Genomic DNA, 15242 nt, shown 5'->3' on the forward strand with positions numbered 1-15242 from the left:
TGTCCACAGGCCGGGCACCGGTTTGCCCCATCGGGGGCCGGGACGGGCCAGAATGGCGGGCGTGATCGTGGACTGTGCCATCTACCGCAAGGGCGTCCGTACGGAGGGCCCCGCCGATTTCTCGGACGCGCTCGACGAAGCGCGCGCGAGCGGCGACGCCTTCCTGTGGATCGGGCTGTACGAGCCGACCGAGAGCGAGTTCGCTCTCGTGACGAGCGAGTTCGGGCTGCATCCGCTGGCCGTCGAGGACGCGCTGCACGCCCACCAGCGCCCCAAGCTGGAGGAGTACGACGACTCGGTCTTCATGGTGCTCAAGACGCTGCACTACATCGACGAGACGTCGTCGGTGGAGACCGGCGAGCTGATGATCTTCATCGGCGACTCGTTCATCGTCACGGTGCGGCACGGGGCGGCCAACCCGCTGACCGGGGTGCGCAAGCGCCTGGAGAAGAAGCAGACCGTGCTGCAGCACGGGCCCGGCGCGGTGATGTACGCGGTGTGCGATGCGGTGGTCGACACGTATGTGACGGTCGCGAGCGAGCTGGAGACGGACCTCCAGGAGCTGGAGAGCCGGGTCTTCTCCGAGCACCGTGACAACGACGCGGAGCGGATCTACCTGCTGAAGCGCGAGGTGCTGGAGTTCCGGCGGGCCGCGCAGCCGCTGACGGATCCCATACGGCGGCTGTCCGCGACCGAGGTGACGTACATTCCCGCCGAGACGCGGCCGTTCTTCCGCGACGTCGGCGACGGTCTCGCCAAGGTGAACGAGCAGGTCGACTCGTTCGACCGGCTGCTGTCCGACGTGCTGAGCGCGAACCTCGCGCAGGTGGGCGTGCGGCAGAACGAGGACATGCGCAAGATCTCGGCATGGGCGGCCATCGCCGCCGTGCCGACGATGATCGCGGGCATCTACGGGATGAACTTCGACCACATGCCGGAACTGCACCAGTGGTGGGGCTATCCGACCGCGCTGATCGTGATGCTGATCGCGTGCGTGTCGATCCACCGGCTGTTCAGCCGCAACGGGTGGCTGTGACGCGGACGGTCGGGTGAAACGCGGTGGACGAGAGCCGGCGACGCCCCACGGCGATCGTCCGGTTTCTTGACGGCGGTGTCGTCGATTCGGCGTTGCCGGCCGCTGCGGGCGACCGCGGCCGCGCGGTGCTCGGCTTCGATGCCGACATCGACCAGGTCTCAGGGCCCGACAGGTGTGGAAGCAAACAGGCTGCGGGTCCCTCACACGGGTGGTCGTGGCGGTTCCGTCGCGTCGTGCCCGCAACCCTTTCGGGGGCTGGTCGTTGAGTGGGGTGACGGCCGCGGCGGGGCTGCATCGGATCCCCCGCCCCGGCCGTAAAACTTGCCGGGGGGCGAAGGCGGGTTTGCGGCGCGGCGGCTCCGCGACGGGCGATGGTGTACGTTTGGCGGCTTTCGTGATCCCCGCGGCACCCGGCCCCCGGCACCCGGCGCCGGATTCCCCGCATAGGCTGGTCCGGTACACAGGCCCGGACCAAGGCCAGGGGAGATCAGGTGGGGATGTTCGGCAGACCGGGTAGGCAGCGCACCCAGCGCACCCAACCGCCCGCGGTACCAGCAACGGGCGCCGCCGGGGCCGACTGGTCGTCCCACCGCGAACTCGAAGACGCCGTGCGGGCGTACCTGCTGCATCCGGACATCGCCCTCGAAGCCTTGGGCGCGGTTCTCGGCCGTCGGCCCGTCCGCGCGTTCACCCTCGAACGCGTCGTCGACATCAACGCCAACGGCACGTCCGTGTGGCAGGAAGCCGCCGTCTGCGACGACCACCGCCTGGTGTTGTGGCACAGCGAGGACATGACCGACGCGTCCGCGCCCGGCGGCACGGTGCTCGACTCGTCGGTGCAGGTCATCCCCCTCGGTTCGGTGTCCCACGTGGGCATACGCACGCTGGTCGGCACGACCACCGACGGCGACCGCGAAATGCGCGGCGCCTACGTGTTCCTGGCCACGCCCACCCTCCAGGAGATCACCAGCGTGCGCGGCGAAGAGGGCACCTCCACCGGCCGGTTCCGCCAGGAGGCCTACCGGTTCAGCAAGTCGCTCGACGACGGCGGGCCGGGGCAGATCCAGCGGCTGCTGGAGTTCGCCCACGTCGTCGCGGAGCGCGTCCCCGGACCGCGCTGACCTTCCGTCAGAACGCCGAAATCCCGCCGCGGACGGCGGGATTTCGCCGTTTCCGGAGGCTTGCGCCGATCACGCCAGGCCGGACAGCTCCAGCGCCTCGGCCACCGTGCGCAACGTGGCGACGCGGCCTTCCAGGGTCTCCGCGTTCGGCGCGATGGTGAGCGTGGTGACGCCCGAGTCGGCGTAGGCGTGCATGCGGTCGGCGATGCGCTCCTTGCTGCCGAGCAGCGCGGTCTTGTCGATCAGGTCGTGCGGGATGGCCATGCCGGCGCCCAGGTAGTCCTTGGCGAGGAACTTGTCCTGGATCTCCGCGGCCTCGGCTTCGTAGCCCATGCGGCAGGCGAGGTTGTTGTAGAAGTTCTGCTTCCGGCTGCCCATGCCGCCGATGTAGAGGGCGGCGTAGGGGCGGACCGCGTGCGCGGCTTCGACGGGGTCGTCGCCGACCACGACGGGGACGGTGGGGACGACGTCGAAGCCGTCCATCTTCAGGCCGGCCTTCTCGCGTCCGGCGCGGACGTGCTTGAGGGATTCGTCGGCGTGCTCGGGGGCGTAGAAGACGCCGAGCCAGCCGTCCGCGATCTCGCCGGCGAGTTCCAGGTTCTTCGGGCCGACGGCGGCGATGTAGAGCGGGATGTGCTCGCGGACCGGGTGCACGGTGAGTTTGACGGGCTTGCCCTGGCTGTCCGGGAGCGGGAGCTGCCAGTGCGCGCCGTGGTGCTCGAGGCGCTCGCGGCGCATGGCCTTGCGGACGATCTCGACGTATTCCCGGGTGCGGGCGAGCGGCTTGTCGAAGCGGACGCCGTACCAGCCCTCGGAGACCTGCGGGCCGGAGACGCCGAGGCCGAGGCGGAAGCGGCCGCCGGACAGCACGTCGAGGGTCGCCGCGGTCATCGCGGTCATGGCGGGGGTGCGGGCGGGGATCTGGAAGATCGCCGAGCCGACGTCGATGCGCTCGGTCTGCGCGGCGACCCAGGACAGCACGGTGGCGGCGTCCGAGCCGTACGCTTCCGCGGCCCAGCAGACCGCGTAGCCGAGCCGGTCGGCCTCCTTCGCGACGGCGAGGTTGTCGGCGTCGTTGCCCGCGCCGAAGTAGCCGAGGTTGATGCCGAGCCGCATGCCCATGCCGGTGCCTCCCAGTCGGTGTGCCGTGTCGTTCCGATCGGACCCTACCGGTACAAGCTACTGGTCGGTAACCGTTCGGGAGGTCGGTACTGCCGCCGGGTGGGCGGCGGCCCGTCCGCGGCGCCCGGTGGTGCGGCCGCCGGGAATCCGAACACCTGACCAGAAACGCCCGACCCGGGCACCGCCGTACGGCCCCGCCATCGCCGCGCCGTACCCCGGAGCGGCTAGTCTCCCGATCCATGGAGCAGCGACATCTGGGCCGTACCGGGCTGCGGGTCTCCCGTACTGGCCTCGGCACGATGACCTGGGGGCGGGACACCGACGAGCAGGACGCCGCCGACCAGATGAAGGCCTTCCTGGACGCCGGCGGGAACCTCGTCGACACCGCCGACGTCTACGCGGACGGCGAAGCCGAATACCTGCTCGGCCGGCTCCTCGACGGGTACGTGCCGCGCTCCGAGGTGATCATCGCCACCAAGGCGGCCAGCGTGCCGTACACCGAACGCCGCTTCGACGGTTCGCGCGCCCACCTGCTGCAAGCCCTCGACGCGTCGCTGGCCCGGCTGGGCACCGACCACGTCGACCTGTGGCAGCTGCACGCCTACGACCCGGCGACGCCGCTCGACGAGACCCTGCACGCGCTCGAACTCGCCGTGTCGTCGGGTCGGACGCGCTACGTCGGCGTCTCGAATTTCTGCGGCTGGCAGCTCGCCAAGGCCGCCACGTGGCAACTCGCGGCGCCGGGGCGGGTGGTGATCGCGAGCGTGCAGATGGAGTACTCGCTCTTGCAGCGCGGCATCGAACGCGAAGTCCTGCCCGCGGCGCTCGACCTGGGCGTGGGGCTGCTGCCGTGGTCGCCGCTTGGGCGGGGTGTGCTGACGGGCAAGTACCGGCACGGGATGCCGGCCGACTCGCGGGGCGCGTCGGCCGACATGGGCCCGTTCGTCGCCGCGTACCTGGACGCCGACTCGCGCCGCATCGTCGACGCGCTGGCCACCGCCGCGGACGGGTTGGGCGCGGCGCCGATCGAGGTCGCGCTGTCGTGGGTACGGGACCGGCCGGGCGTGGTCGCGCCGATCGTCGGGGCCCGGAACGCGGGTCAGTTGCGGGCGTCGCTGGCGGCGGAGCAGCTGACCTTGCCGACGGAGATCCGCGCGGCGCTGGACGACGTGTCGGCGCCGTGGACGGGGTATCCGGACCACGACTGGAGTCAGGCGTAAAGCCGGCGGCTGCCAGGGCCGCGGTGGGCCGCGTCGTCGGCCCGGTTGTCGGTGCGCGCCACTAGCCTGGGCGGCGCGGACGGCATTCCGGCCGCGGTCCTGTCGACGTGATCGAGAAGACGAGCATGAGCACCCGGTCGAACACCCCAGATCCCGCGGCCGACCACCCGGAGGCCGAGGGCACGCTTGCCCGACTCCGCGCCGCCGTGGCGGCGATCGACCGCAAGTACGCGGACGACCCGGAGGGCTCGGCGGCCCGGTACGACGCGTCGGCCGCGGTGGCGCCGGAACCGTCGGAGACCGCCGACCCGGCGTCGACCGGCTGGTCGAACCCGGCCGCGACGATCGCGGACCCACGCGTCCCGACCTTCGGCGGGGGCACAGCCACGCCGTCGGACGCTTCGGGCTGGGCGAACCCGGTCACGTCGCTGGACGCACCGACGCCGCGGTTCGCGTCCGAGGAGGCTCCGACTCCTGGCACCGGCTCGGGCTGGGCCGATCCGGCCTCGCAGATCGCGGACCGGTCGCGTGAGGCCGCCGCGCTCCACGAGGCCCGCCTGGCCGAGGCGGCCGCACAGGCACGCGGGCTCGAAGCCGGCGCTGCCGAGCGGGCCGGCCAGGGCGGAGCCGCCGAGGACGCCCGCCGGTTCGCAGCCGCGGAGGCCCGGCGCGCGGAGGCCGCGGCGGAAGCCCGCCGTCGTGAGGCCGCCGCGGAGAACCGCAGCGCGCCGTCCGCCGGCCGCGCCCCCGCACCGCACTCCCCGACCCCCGTCGGCGCCCCGCTCGGCGACGAAGACGACTGGTCGGACCCCGCGACGCAGATCGCCGACCGCTCGCGCGAGAACGCTGCGGCGGCCGAGGACACCCGGCGGGCGGAGGCCGCAGCCGAAACGCGCCGTCGTGACGCCGGTGTCGCCGCGGAGAACCGCGGCGCGCCGTCCGCACCGCACTCCCCCACCCCGGTCGGCGCCCCGCTCGGCGACGAAGAGGACTGGTCGGACCCCGCGACGCAGATCGCCGACCGCTCGCGCGAAGACGCCGCGGAAGCCGCGGATGCGCGCCACCATCGCGCCGACGCCCCCTCTCCCGGCGTCCCCCGGCGTTCCGCCGACCCCGGCGACCGGCCTCCCGCTGCCCCCTCCCCCGAAGCCGTCGAAGCGGTCTCCGCCGTCCTCGCGCGCGGCGGTGCGCCCGGCCGGTTCGCCGGCAGTCTGGCGCGTGCCCTGGGGACCGATGCCGCCGACGTCCTCGGCCAAGACCCGTGGGCCCTGTTGTCCGTCCCCGAACTCACCCCCGCACAGGCCGACTTGTTCGCCCGCGGGCTGCTCGGGCAGGAGCCCGATCCGGACGATTCGCGGCGGACCGGCGCGCTCGTCGGCTGGCGACTGCGGCACGCGGCCGCGCGGGACGGGCACACCGCCCTCGACCGGCACGTCCTCCGGACCGTGCTCGGCGAGTTCGGCGTGCGCGACGCCGACGCCGCGTTGCGGGCCGCGTACGAGTCCGGACGCGTCATGGCCTTCGCCGAACCGCTGCCGCCCGCACCCGAGCCCGAGCCCGGCCTCGCCCCCGACGACGAAGACGAAGACGAAGACGAAGAAGCCTTCGACGTCGAGGAAGACGAAGCCGCCGAAGACCCCTTCGCCGCCGCGCCCGAGCGCGCCGTCCTCGTCGCCCTGGAGCCCCTCGCGCTCGCCGAGGAGTCCATCGCCGAGGCCGTGCTGCGGTTGAACTCGACCGTCGCGCCCGCCGATTTCGCGACGTCGGGGCTGCCCGCCGACGCCGGGGTCGTGCTGTACGCCACCGGCCCCGGCGAGGACCCGCCCGGCGTGCCGCTGGCGCTCGTCCGGCAGGCCGCGGAGGCCGGGGCCCGGGTGGTGGTCGCCGCGCCCACGCCGGACGGCCGCGGCCGGCTCGCCGCCGCCGGGCCGCCGGACGCCGTGACCGTGGCCGGGCTGCTGCGCGGAGCCGAGGGGCCCGGGCGCGACGCCGACGGCTGCCTCGCCGCGGACGTCCTGCTCGTCACCGAAGCCCACCTGCTGGACGTGCGGACCGCCGCCGCGCTCCTCGACGCGCTCCCCGACGGTGCCCGCGTCGTCCTGGCCGGCGACCCCGACGAGCTGGGGTCGGCCGGTCCCGGCCGGGTGTTCGCCGACCTGCGGGACAGCGGCGCGGTCCCGACCGTGGCGTCCGACGCCTCCCGTCCCGGGCTGCTCGGGGCGCTCGCGCAGAGCGTGCGCGGCGGTGTCCTGCCGCCCGTCGATTCGCCCGACCGCGAGGTGGTGCTGGTCGGCGCGCGGGCCGCCGCCGAAGCCGTGCACCGGTGCGTGCAGCTCGTCGCCGACTCGATCCCGCGGGCGCTGGGCTTCGGCCCGGACGACGTCCTCGTGGTCGCCCCGTCCGCGGCCGGCCCCACCGGCACCCTGGCGCTCAACACCGCCCTCAAGGAACGCCTGAACCCGGGGCCGGGCCGCTTCGGCGGCTTCGACGTCGGCGACCGCGTCGTGCACGCCGTCCCGACCGCCGCGGACCCGGACGGCCGCGCCGCCGTGGCGCGCGAAGGCCGGATCGTGGACGCCGGGCCGGACGGCCTCGTGCTGGCGTACCGCGAAGCCCCGGGCACGCGCGTCCCGCTGCCCCGCGAGCGGACCGGCGAGCTGCGGCACGGCTGGGCGGTGACGGTGCGTCAGGCCCTCGGGGTGCGGCGGACCGCGGTGGTCGCGGTGCTGCCCGGCGAAGCCGCGGGCCCGCTACCCCGGGCGCTGGTGTACACGGCGTTCACGCGCGCGACCGAGCACCTGTCCGTGGTGTACGCCGCGGACGGCTCGCTCCAGCAGGCCGTCGCCCGGCCGGCCGGTCCGCCGCCGCGCACCACGCGGCTCGCCGACGCGGTCCGGGCCGCGGTACGCGACTACTGACCGGTCGTCGGCGTCGCGCGCGGGTCAGCGGAAGTCCTCTTCCAAGACCTCGATGTCGTCCTCGTACGCCGTGCTGGTCTCGAACCGGTAGATCACGGCGTGCGGATCGATGTCGTCGAACGGCGCGTCGAGCCACTCGCCCGGCTCGCCGGGTTCGGAGGCGCTGACCCACAGCGTCGCGTCGCCGGACTCCAGGCCGATCTCCTCGGCCCGCTGGGCGATCTCGTCCGGGTCGAACACGTCGAAGAGCACGGCGAGCGCCGCGGACGTGGTCTCGATGGTGTCCACCGTGCCGTTCGCCCCCGGCTCGCCGGACTCGGCGTCCGCGCGGCGTGCCTGGTCGAGCAGCGCGGCGGCGTCCTTCACCGTGTAGTCGCGGCGGATCAGGACGGCGATCGTGTCGGGGTTGTCCGGACCGTGGTAGTCGTCCGTCTGCGAACGGTCGGGCACCTCGAACGGGGTGACCTCGTCGTAGACGTCGTACAGCAGCTCGTCGTAAGCCTCCGCGGCGGCGGCAAGCTCGTCGTAGGCGGCGAACACGGCGGGGTCGCTTTCGCCCTCGCGCCGTTCCACGGCGTCCAGGTGGCGGTCGATGGCCGTCTTGAGCGCCGCGGCGGCGGCACGGACCTGCTCGGGCGTGGGCTGGGCAACACCGGTCATGGCATGACGCTATCCGCAAGTGGCCCGGTTGCGCACAATGGTTGTGAAGCCGGATGCCGCAGCGTTGCCGAATCCACGGTTCCGCAGTGGTCTGTTGACGGTTCGTACTATCTGGAGTGATCGATTGCCGGACTACGAATTCCAGCAACTGCACCTTCCGCGCGGCACGTCGCGCAGTGACGCACGACGCATCCTGACCGAGCACGCCGAGTACGGGCTGTGGGAATTGGACCGGTTGACGGTACGCCGGGACGGCAGCCGCCGGGTCGTGCTCCGCCGCCGGATCATCCGCCAGCTACGCACGATCTGAGACCGGAGTTCGGCGCGCCCGCACCGGGATGTCCGAACTCGACGGCGAAGGCCGCCCACCCCCGATCGGGATGGGCGGCCTTCACTGTCTGCGTGCCGTGCGCCCGGTCAGACCTGCTTCGGCCGGGACCGGCGGTAGAGGATCACACCGCCGAGCAGGAACGCGACACCGGCCGGGGCGAGCACCATGGTCGCGGCACCGGTGTGCGCGAGTCCGCCCTTGGGCGTCTCGGAGCCCGTGGTTCCCGTGGTTCCCGTGGTACCGGAGCCACCGGTGTTGCCACCCGTGTTCCCGCCCGAGTTGCCACCCGAGTTCCCACCGGTGTTGCCGCCGGTGTTCCCACCGGTGTTGCCACCCGAATTGCCACCGGTGTTGCCGCCGGTGTTGCCACCCGAGTTACCGCCCGAGTTCCCACCGGTGTTGCCGCCGGTGTTGCCACCCGAGTTACCGCCGTTCGACCCGCCCGGAGGCGTGGTGTGCGGCGGCGGCGTGGTGTGCGGCGGGTGGGTGTGCGGCGGGCCGCTGGTCGGCGGACCGCTCGTCGGCGGACCGCTGGTCGGCGGGCACGTCGTGGGCGGCGGGGGCGTCGTCGGCGGTTGCGTCGTCGGCGGGCGGTGCGTCGGCGGCGGCGAGTGCGGCGGCTGCTCGTGCCCGCCGGACACGTTTGCGCACTTGTTGCCGAACGCCGGGTTCAGCAGCCCGACGACGTTCACGGTGTTGCCGCAGATGTTCACCGGTACGTGGACCGGCACCTGCACGACATTGCCCGAAGCGACCCCCGGCGAGCCCACTGCGGCCCCCTGCGCACCGCTGCCGGCGTTGGCGACGCCGACGGCCGCGGACGCGAGAGCGCCCGTGGCCGCGACAGCAACCAACAGCCCCTTCTTGGCAAGCTGTTGCATAGGCGATACCCCTGTGTCTTCCGTGTGAGGGGCGGGACGTCGTGTCCCGCAACGGCATTAACAGGGTTCGGTCACGTCAAGTCACTGAAGAGGGCACGACCGGGAACATTTTTCGCCCGATCGGATGAGATTCGGGAATTCCGACGACCATCCGATTGGGCCGTTCGGGATCATCGCGAACTCCCCGGAACGCCGGACGGCCCCGGGGCTGCGAAGCCCCGGGGCCGTCCCGGATGCACCATCCGCGCCGATGCGCGGGCACGTGACAATCCGCGGGGCGCTGCCTGGATCAGACGTTGGCGCAGAAGTTGCCGAACGCGGGGTTCAGCACGCCGATCACGCTGACCGTGTTGCCGCAGATGTTCACGGGAACGTGGACCGGAACCTGGATGAGGTTGCCGGAGGCGACACCCGGCGAACCGACGGCCGCACCGTTGGCACCCGCGTCCGCCATCGCCGCACCCGTGCCCGCGAGCGCCAGACCACCGGTAGCGGTCGCGAGCAGCACGACCTTGCCGAGCTTCTTCATGTGTTTCAGTCCTCCTTGTCGGAACCACGGCGCACTTGGGCGCCGCACAAGGGGAAACGACACCGTCCTGCGGAGGCTACGGAGCGGACCGGCGATTCACCTGTTCGGGTCAATTCCAGGCCGATTTCGCGTCGACTTCGGTCAGCAAGCGTCCAGGAACCGGTCCAGAACGCGCACGCCGAACTTGAGCCCGTCCACCGGAACCCGCTCGTCCACGCCGTGGAACATGCCCGCGAAGTCCAGGTCCGCGGGCAGCTTGAGCGGCGCGAAGCCGAAGCAGCGGATGCCCAGGTCGGCGAACGACTTGGCGTCCGTCCCGCCGGACAGGCAGTACGGCACGGCGCGCGCCGCCGGGTCCTCCGCCTTGAGCGCCGCGGCCATGGCCTCGACCAGCGCACCGTCGAAGTCGGTCTCCAACGCCCGGTCGCCGTGCACGCGTTCACGGCGCACTCGGGGGCCGAGGACGGCGTCGAGTTCGGCCTGGAACTCGTCCTCGAAGCCGGGCAGGAACCGCCCGTCGACGTGCGCGGTCGCCTGGCCGGGGATCACGTTGACCTTGTAGCCGGCGCCGAGCATGGTCGGCTGCGCGGTGTTGCGGATCGTCGCGCCGATGATGCGGGCGATCGGGCCGAGCTTCTCGATGGCGCCTTCGAGGTCGTCGGGGTCGAGTTCGATGCCGAGGGCGTCGGAGACCTCGTCGAGGAAGGCGCGGACGGTCTTGGTGAGGCGGATCGGGAACTGGTGCCGCCCGAGGCGCGCGACCGCTTCGGACAGCTCGGTGATCGCGTTGTCCTTGTTGATCATCGAGCCGTGCCCGGCGGTGCCGTCCACGACCAGCTTCATCCAGTCCATGCCCTTCTGGGCGGTCTCGATGAGGTAGAGGCGCAGGTCGTCGTTGACGGTGAAGGAGAAGCCGCCGACCTCGCCGATGGCCTCGGTGCAGCCTTCGAACAGGTCGGGGTGCTTGTCGACGAGGAACCGCGCCCCGAACGTGCCGCCGGCCTCCTCGTCGGCCAGGAACGCCAGCACCACGTCCCGCGGCGGCTTCCGGCCGGTGCGGATGCGGTCGCGGAGGACGGCCAGCACCATCGCGTCCATGTCCTTCATGTCGACCGCGCCGCGGCCCCACACGCAGCCGTCGGCGACCTCGCCGGAGAACGGGTCGTAGGACCAGTCCGCGGCGTTCGCCGGCACGACGTCCGTATGACCGTGGATCAGCAGCCCCGGGCGGCTGCGGTCCTCGCCCTCGATCCGCACCACCGTGCTCGCCCGCCCCTTGGCGGACTCGAACACCTGCGGCTCCAGCCCGACCTCGGCCAGCTTCTCCGCCACCCACTCCGCCGCGGCGCGCTCGCCGGGCCCGGACCCGTCGCCGAAGTTGCTCGTGTCGATCCGGATCAGGTCCCGGCACAGCTCGGCAACCTCGCCCTCCGCCCCGGTCTCGCCCCGTCCACCGACACCGTCCCGGTCACTCATCGCCGCTCCGTAAGGTCATTTGTGCGAACTCGTCTCCCGGTCCATCCTGCACCCGCAGGCCCGCCCGGAGGGCGCCGCCCGCGTGACGAACGCCCCGGCGCCGCGGCCCCGGACCCCCGGCCCGCTCCCCGACATCCCGCCCCCGCGATCTTTGGTACAGTTCTCCACGTCAGCGCGGCCCGCCGCGCGACACACCCAGTCCGGGTGGCGGAATAGGCAGACGCGCTAGCTTGAGGTGCTAGTGCCCGAAAGGGCATGGGGGTTCAAGTCCCCCCTCGGACACCACGAGATCTCCACATCGTGAGTATCGGGATCAACCCGAAGCTCACGGTGTGGAGATTTTTTGCGTCCGCGCGTGTGACCCATGCCCCGCGCCTCGGGCCGTTTGCCCAGCTCGCTAGGTGTGTCGGCATGCAACGACCCACACGCGCCGCCCGTCCGACACCGCCCTGGGATCGCTACGCGAGAAAAACTGTCACGGCGAAGATAGACATCCGCATATCCGGCAGCTACGGTTTCTGCTGTAGCCAAGAGTCCTACGGGCACGGCAGAGGACGAACTGACGTGCAGGCACGGGTTCCGATCCACGTCGGGATCAGGCCAAACCGAGTAGTGGCAGTTCCCTGGTAAGTGCACAGCAGAGTGGAAAGGAGCGACCGCCATCTGGATCGCCCGCCGGGCCGACAGGCCCGCGGGAACCGCAGACCCCGGATGGGAAGGTGGTCCACGGTCACGCAGTTGCGATCCCCGGTCCCCGGCCGCATAGGCGGGGACGGACGAAGAGACCCGGCGGCGTTCCGCCGGCAGATGGTGTGATGTCCCCTAGGGGCCCTGGTGCCGGTCGGCGCCAGGGCCCCACGTCGCGTTCCCGATACCCGCGGCGTGGAGGATGGTGATGTGCCCGCGGCGACACGCGGGCACGGCAGGACAACGATGAAGATGACGAAGAGGTGCAGTGGTTCCCCGTGACACCCCCGGTCGTCCCGACAAGTTCGACGACGACGACTACCCCGCCTACACCATGGGCCGTGCCGCCGAGATGATCGGCGCCACACCGGCATTCCTGCGAGCCCTGGGCGAAGCCCGCCTGGTCACACCCCTGCGTTCCGAAGGCGGGCACCGGCGCTATTCCCGCTACCAACTGCGTATCGCCCAACGCGCCCGCGAACTCGTCGACCAGGGCACCCCCGTCGAGGCCGCCTGCCGCATCATCATCCTCGAGGACCAGCTTGAGGAAGCCCTGCGCATCAACGAGGAACTCCGCAAGGACGACCGCCGCGACCCGCCTGCGACGTAAGGGAAGCGCGCCGTGCCGACCCGGCGGCCGACGGCGGACCGCAGCCGCCGGGCAGACCGCCGGGGTCTGCGGGTTCGCGAACCCGCGGCACGCGTGCGGGTGCGGGTGCTTTGCCGGCTATGCCCCGGCGGGTGTGCCGAGCAGTGCCGACGCGGCCTGGAGCGGGGTCAGCCCCTGCGCCGGTGCGGCGCCGCCGGTGTCCTGGCAGGTGAAGCCGAGCCGCGTCAACGCCCGGCGGACTTCCTCCGCGGTGAAGTCGCGGCGGTCCTGTCCGGTGATGACGGCGCCGACCTGCTTGACGGGGTAGTGGCGCCGGCCGATGAGCACGGAGCCGCCCGTGACGGCCTCGGGCTTGACGCCCTGCATGGCTGCCACCACCCCGGGCTTGGAGAGATCGAACGCGACACCGGCGATGACGCAGCGCATGAATACCTCACAGAAGGTAGGAAGGGCGGGCGGATTTCGGAAGGGCGAGGACCCGAGGGTCCGGTCGAGGCCGACGACGTCCCACGACGGACGAGGTCCGTGGACGAGGGATTCAGCCGGCCTCGCGGGAAGCGGCTTGCCGCGGAACGGGACGCCGCTTCCTCCGGCCGCTGCCCGTGTCCTTCGTGGTACGGCCCCCGTGGCCCCGGGCCGGGGAACCCCCGCCGCGTCGAGGGCGTTCCACGGCGGGCGCGGAGACGGTGACCGGAACGCCGGAGGGTTCCCGCGCGCCGGTGATGCGGCGCAGCTCCGCGTCACCGGAACCCACCTTGGTGGTCCGGGCGGTGACACCGGCGGCCGCCATCAGCCGGCTCATGGCGCGGCGCTGGTCGGGTGTCACCAGAGTGACGACGCTGCCGGACTCGCCCGCCCGGGCCGTGCGACCGCCCCGGTGCAGGTAGTCCTTGTGGTCGCCGGGCGGGTCCACGTTCACGACCAGGTCGAGGTCGTCGACGTGGATGCCGCGGGCCGCGACATTGGTGGCCACCAGCGCCGTCACCTGACCGGACTTGAACTGCGCGAGGGTGCGGGTGCGTTGCGGCTGGGACTTGCCGCCGTGCAGGGCCGCGGCACGGATCCCGCTGCTCAGCAGGTGCCGGGTCAGCCGGTCGACGGCGTGCTTGGTGTCCAGGAACATGATCACCCGGCCTTCGCGCGCCGCGATCTCCGTGGCCGTCCGGTGCTTTTCCGTGTCGCGGACATGGAAGACGTGGTGCTCCATCGTGGTGACCGCGGCTGCCGACGGGTCGACGGAGTGCACCACCGGGTCGGTCAGGTAGCGGCGCACCAGCCGGTCGACGTTGCGGTCCAGGGTGGCCGAGAACAGCATCCGCTGTCCCTGCGGGTGCACTTGGTCGAGCAGCGCGGTGACCTGCGGCAGGAACCCCATGTCGGCCATCTGGTCGGCCTCGTCGAGAACGGTGATGCGGACCTGGTCCAGCACGCAGTCGCCTCGTTCGATGAGGTCTTTGAGCCGGCCCGGAGTCGCGATGACGACCTCCGCCCCGGCGCGCAGCGCACTCGCTTGCCTGCCGATCCGCAGTCCGCCTACGGCGGTGGCCAGGCGCAGCTTCACGGCGCCGGCGTAGGGAGCGAGCGCGTCGGTGACTTGCTGGGCGAGCTCACGGGTGGGGACGAGGACGAGGGCCAGCGGCCGTCGCGGCTCGGCGCGCGCTCCGGCCGTGCGTGCCAGCAGGGCGAGGCCGAAGGCAAGGGTCTTGCCCGACCCGGTGCGGCCGCGGCCGAGTACGTCACGGCCCGCGAGCGAATTCGGCAGGGTCGCGGCCTGGATCGGAAAGGGCTCGGTCACGCCTTGGGCGTCCAGCGCCCGGAGAAGCTGTGCCGGCATCGCGAGGTCGGAGAACCTCTCGGCGGCGGGAAGCGCGGACGTCGCTGTCGTCGGCAGCGCGAACTCGCCCTGCCCCGCGGGTTGTCGGCGTCGGCGGTCGTCCGAGCGGCTCGGGGCGTCGGAGCGGCGGGAGGGTGCGGAGCCAGGGCGGTTGCGGCGTCGGCCGGCGGCCGCCCGGCCGGAACGTGGGCCGGTGGCGCCGGTGTCTTCTCGTGCGTGGTTCACGCGGAGCCTTCCTTGATGCGGCGCGGCAAGGAATTCCCCCGAGCGGACGATTGCGCGGAGAATTACCGGAACGGGCCGAGGGAATTCGTGAGAGGCCGAAACGCCGCAACCGGCCGGGCATCGAACGGAAGCGAGCCGGGGCCCGCACCCCAAGGTGCGGGCCCCGGCTGCGATTCTGCGCGCGGAGGTCAGGCGGGAACGATGTTCTCGGCCGTCGGGCCCTTCTGGCCCTGCGCGACGTCGAAGTTCACCTTCTGGCCCTCGTGCAGCTCGCGGAAGCCCTGGGCGGCGATGTTCGAGAAGTGGGCGAAGACGTCCGGGCCGCCACCCTCCTGCTCGATGAAACCGAATCCCTTTTCCGCGTTGAACCACTTGACGGTACCGGAAGCCATGGCAAATCTCCTTCGGGGCAATGACCGGAGTCCGCACCGTGCGGACTCCGCGTCGCCGCGATGATTACCCCGCCGGAAAACCGCCCGACATACAAAAAATACTCCCGTCCGAACGGCGGCAGACGAGGCATTCGAAGTTTTTTGGGAACCACAACCGCAACTGAGCCGAGAGTAGCACGCGCACCCGCGTTTTTGGCGAG

The 15242-nt window shown here is 72.1% G+C and carries 14 protein-coding genes and 1 tRNA gene; 7 read left to right on the top strand and 8 right to left on the bottom strand.

What is annotated here, in order from left to right:
* Positions 1-52: 52 nt before the first annotated feature.
* Both corA and ABEA93_RS09835 read left to right on the top strand, forming a co-directional pair.
* Entirely contained in the window at positions 53-1036 is a 984-nt protein-coding gene (gene corA, locus ABEA93_RS09830) for a magnesium/cobalt transporter CorA (protein ID WP_345674993.1), read from the top strand.
* A 497-nt stretch (positions 1037-1533) separates the two neighbouring features.
* Complete coding sequence (locus ABEA93_RS09835) at positions 1534-2157, top strand: hypothetical protein (RefSeq protein ID WP_345674994.1); 624 nt, start codon at positions 1534-1536, stop codon at positions 2155-2157.
* 69 nt (positions 2158-2226) lie between these two features.
* Here the strand turns inward: ABEA93_RS09835 and ABEA93_RS09840 are convergent, their stop codons facing one another.
* Entirely contained in the window at positions 2227-3273 is a 1047-nt protein-coding gene (locus ABEA93_RS09840) for an LLM class F420-dependent oxidoreductase (protein ID WP_345675229.1), read from the bottom strand.
* Between the two features lie 245 nt (positions 3274-3518).
* On the opposite strand from ABEA93_RS09840, the gene ABEA93_RS09845 reads away from it, so the two are divergent.
* Positions 3519-4499, top strand: a complete 981-nt coding sequence (locus ABEA93_RS09845) for an aldo/keto reductase (protein ID WP_345674995.1) — start codon at positions 3519-3521, stop codon at positions 4497-4499.
* Between the two features lie 125 nt (positions 4500-4624).
* Positions 4625-7417: an AAA family ATPase gene (locus ABEA93_RS09850; protein WP_345674996.1), complete on the top strand. Its 2793-nt coding sequence runs from the start codon at positions 4625-4627 to the stop codon at positions 7415-7417.
* A gap of 24 nt (positions 7418-7441) precedes the next feature.
* Here ABEA93_RS09850 and ABEA93_RS09855 read toward each other — a convergent pair whose 3' ends face one another.
* Positions 7442-8077 carry a hypothetical protein gene (locus ABEA93_RS09855; RefSeq protein ID WP_345674997.1) on the bottom strand — a complete coding sequence of 212 codons (636 nt, stop codon included), beginning with the start codon at positions 8075-8077 and terminating at the stop codon, positions 7442-7444.
* A 124-nt stretch (positions 8078-8201) separates the two neighbouring features.
* Here ABEA93_RS09855 and ABEA93_RS09860 point away from each other — a divergent pair, with 124 nt between their 5' ends.
* Positions 8202-8387 carry a DUF5703 family protein gene (locus tag ABEA93_RS09860; protein ID WP_345674998.1) on the top strand — a complete coding sequence of 62 codons (186 nt, stop codon included), beginning with the start codon at positions 8202-8204 and terminating at the stop codon, positions 8385-8387.
* Positions 8388-8494: 107 nt separating this feature from the next.
* Here ABEA93_RS09860 and ABEA93_RS09865 read toward each other — a convergent pair whose 3' ends face one another.
* The 3 genes from ABEA93_RS09865 to ABEA93_RS09875 form a co-directional block, all read right to left on the bottom strand.
* On the bottom strand, positions 8495-9289 hold the full coding sequence (locus ABEA93_RS09865) for a chaplin (RefSeq protein ID WP_345674999.1): 795 nt from the start codon (positions 9287-9289) through the stop codon (positions 8495-8497).
* Positions 9290-9578: 289 nt separating this feature from the next.
* Positions 9579-9818: a chaplin gene (locus tag ABEA93_RS09870; protein ID WP_345675000.1), complete on the bottom strand. Its 240-nt coding sequence runs from the start codon at positions 9816-9818 to the stop codon at positions 9579-9581.
* A gap of 141 nt (positions 9819-9959) precedes the next feature.
* Positions 9960-11294: a M20/M25/M40 family metallo-hydrolase gene (locus ABEA93_RS09875; protein WP_345675001.1), complete on the bottom strand. Its 1335-nt coding sequence runs from the start codon at positions 11292-11294 to the stop codon at positions 9960-9962.
* A 198-nt stretch (positions 11295-11492) separates the two neighbouring features.
* On the opposite strand from ABEA93_RS09875, the gene ABEA93_RS09880 reads away from it, so the two are divergent.
* Positions 11493-11579: transfer RNA gene (locus ABEA93_RS09880), tRNA-Leu, on the top strand.
* Between the two features lie 670 nt (positions 11580-12249).
* Positions 12250-12591: a MerR family transcriptional regulator gene (locus ABEA93_RS09885; RefSeq protein ID WP_345675002.1), complete on the top strand. Its 342-nt coding sequence runs from the start codon at positions 12250-12252 to the stop codon at positions 12589-12591.
* 117 nt (positions 12592-12708) lie between these two features.
* On the opposite strand, the gene ABEA93_RS09890 is transcribed toward ABEA93_RS09885, so the two are convergent.
* From ABEA93_RS09890 to ABEA93_RS09900, 3 genes are all read right to left on the bottom strand, one after another.
* Positions 12709-13017, bottom strand: coding sequence for an SCO5918 family protein (locus ABEA93_RS09890; RefSeq protein ID WP_345675003.1), 309 nt, complete (start codon positions 13015-13017; stop codon positions 12709-12711).
* Between the two features lie 112 nt (positions 13018-13129).
* On the bottom strand, positions 13130-14650 hold the full coding sequence (locus ABEA93_RS09895; RefSeq protein WP_345675004.1) for a DEAD/DEAH box helicase: 1521 nt from the start codon (positions 14648-14650) through the stop codon (positions 13130-13132).
* Between the two features lie 188 nt (positions 14651-14838).
* Positions 14839-15042, bottom strand: coding sequence for a cold-shock protein (locus tag ABEA93_RS09900; RefSeq protein ID WP_345675005.1), 204 nt, complete (start codon positions 15040-15042; stop codon positions 14839-14841).
* Between the last annotated feature and the right edge of the window lie 200 nt (positions 15043-15242).

The organism is Yinghuangia aomiensis (assembly GCF_039542225.1).
In the GTDB taxonomy this organism is placed as follows: domain Bacteria; phylum Actinomycetota; class Actinomycetes; order Streptomycetales; family Streptomycetaceae; genus Yinghuangia; species Yinghuangia aomiensis.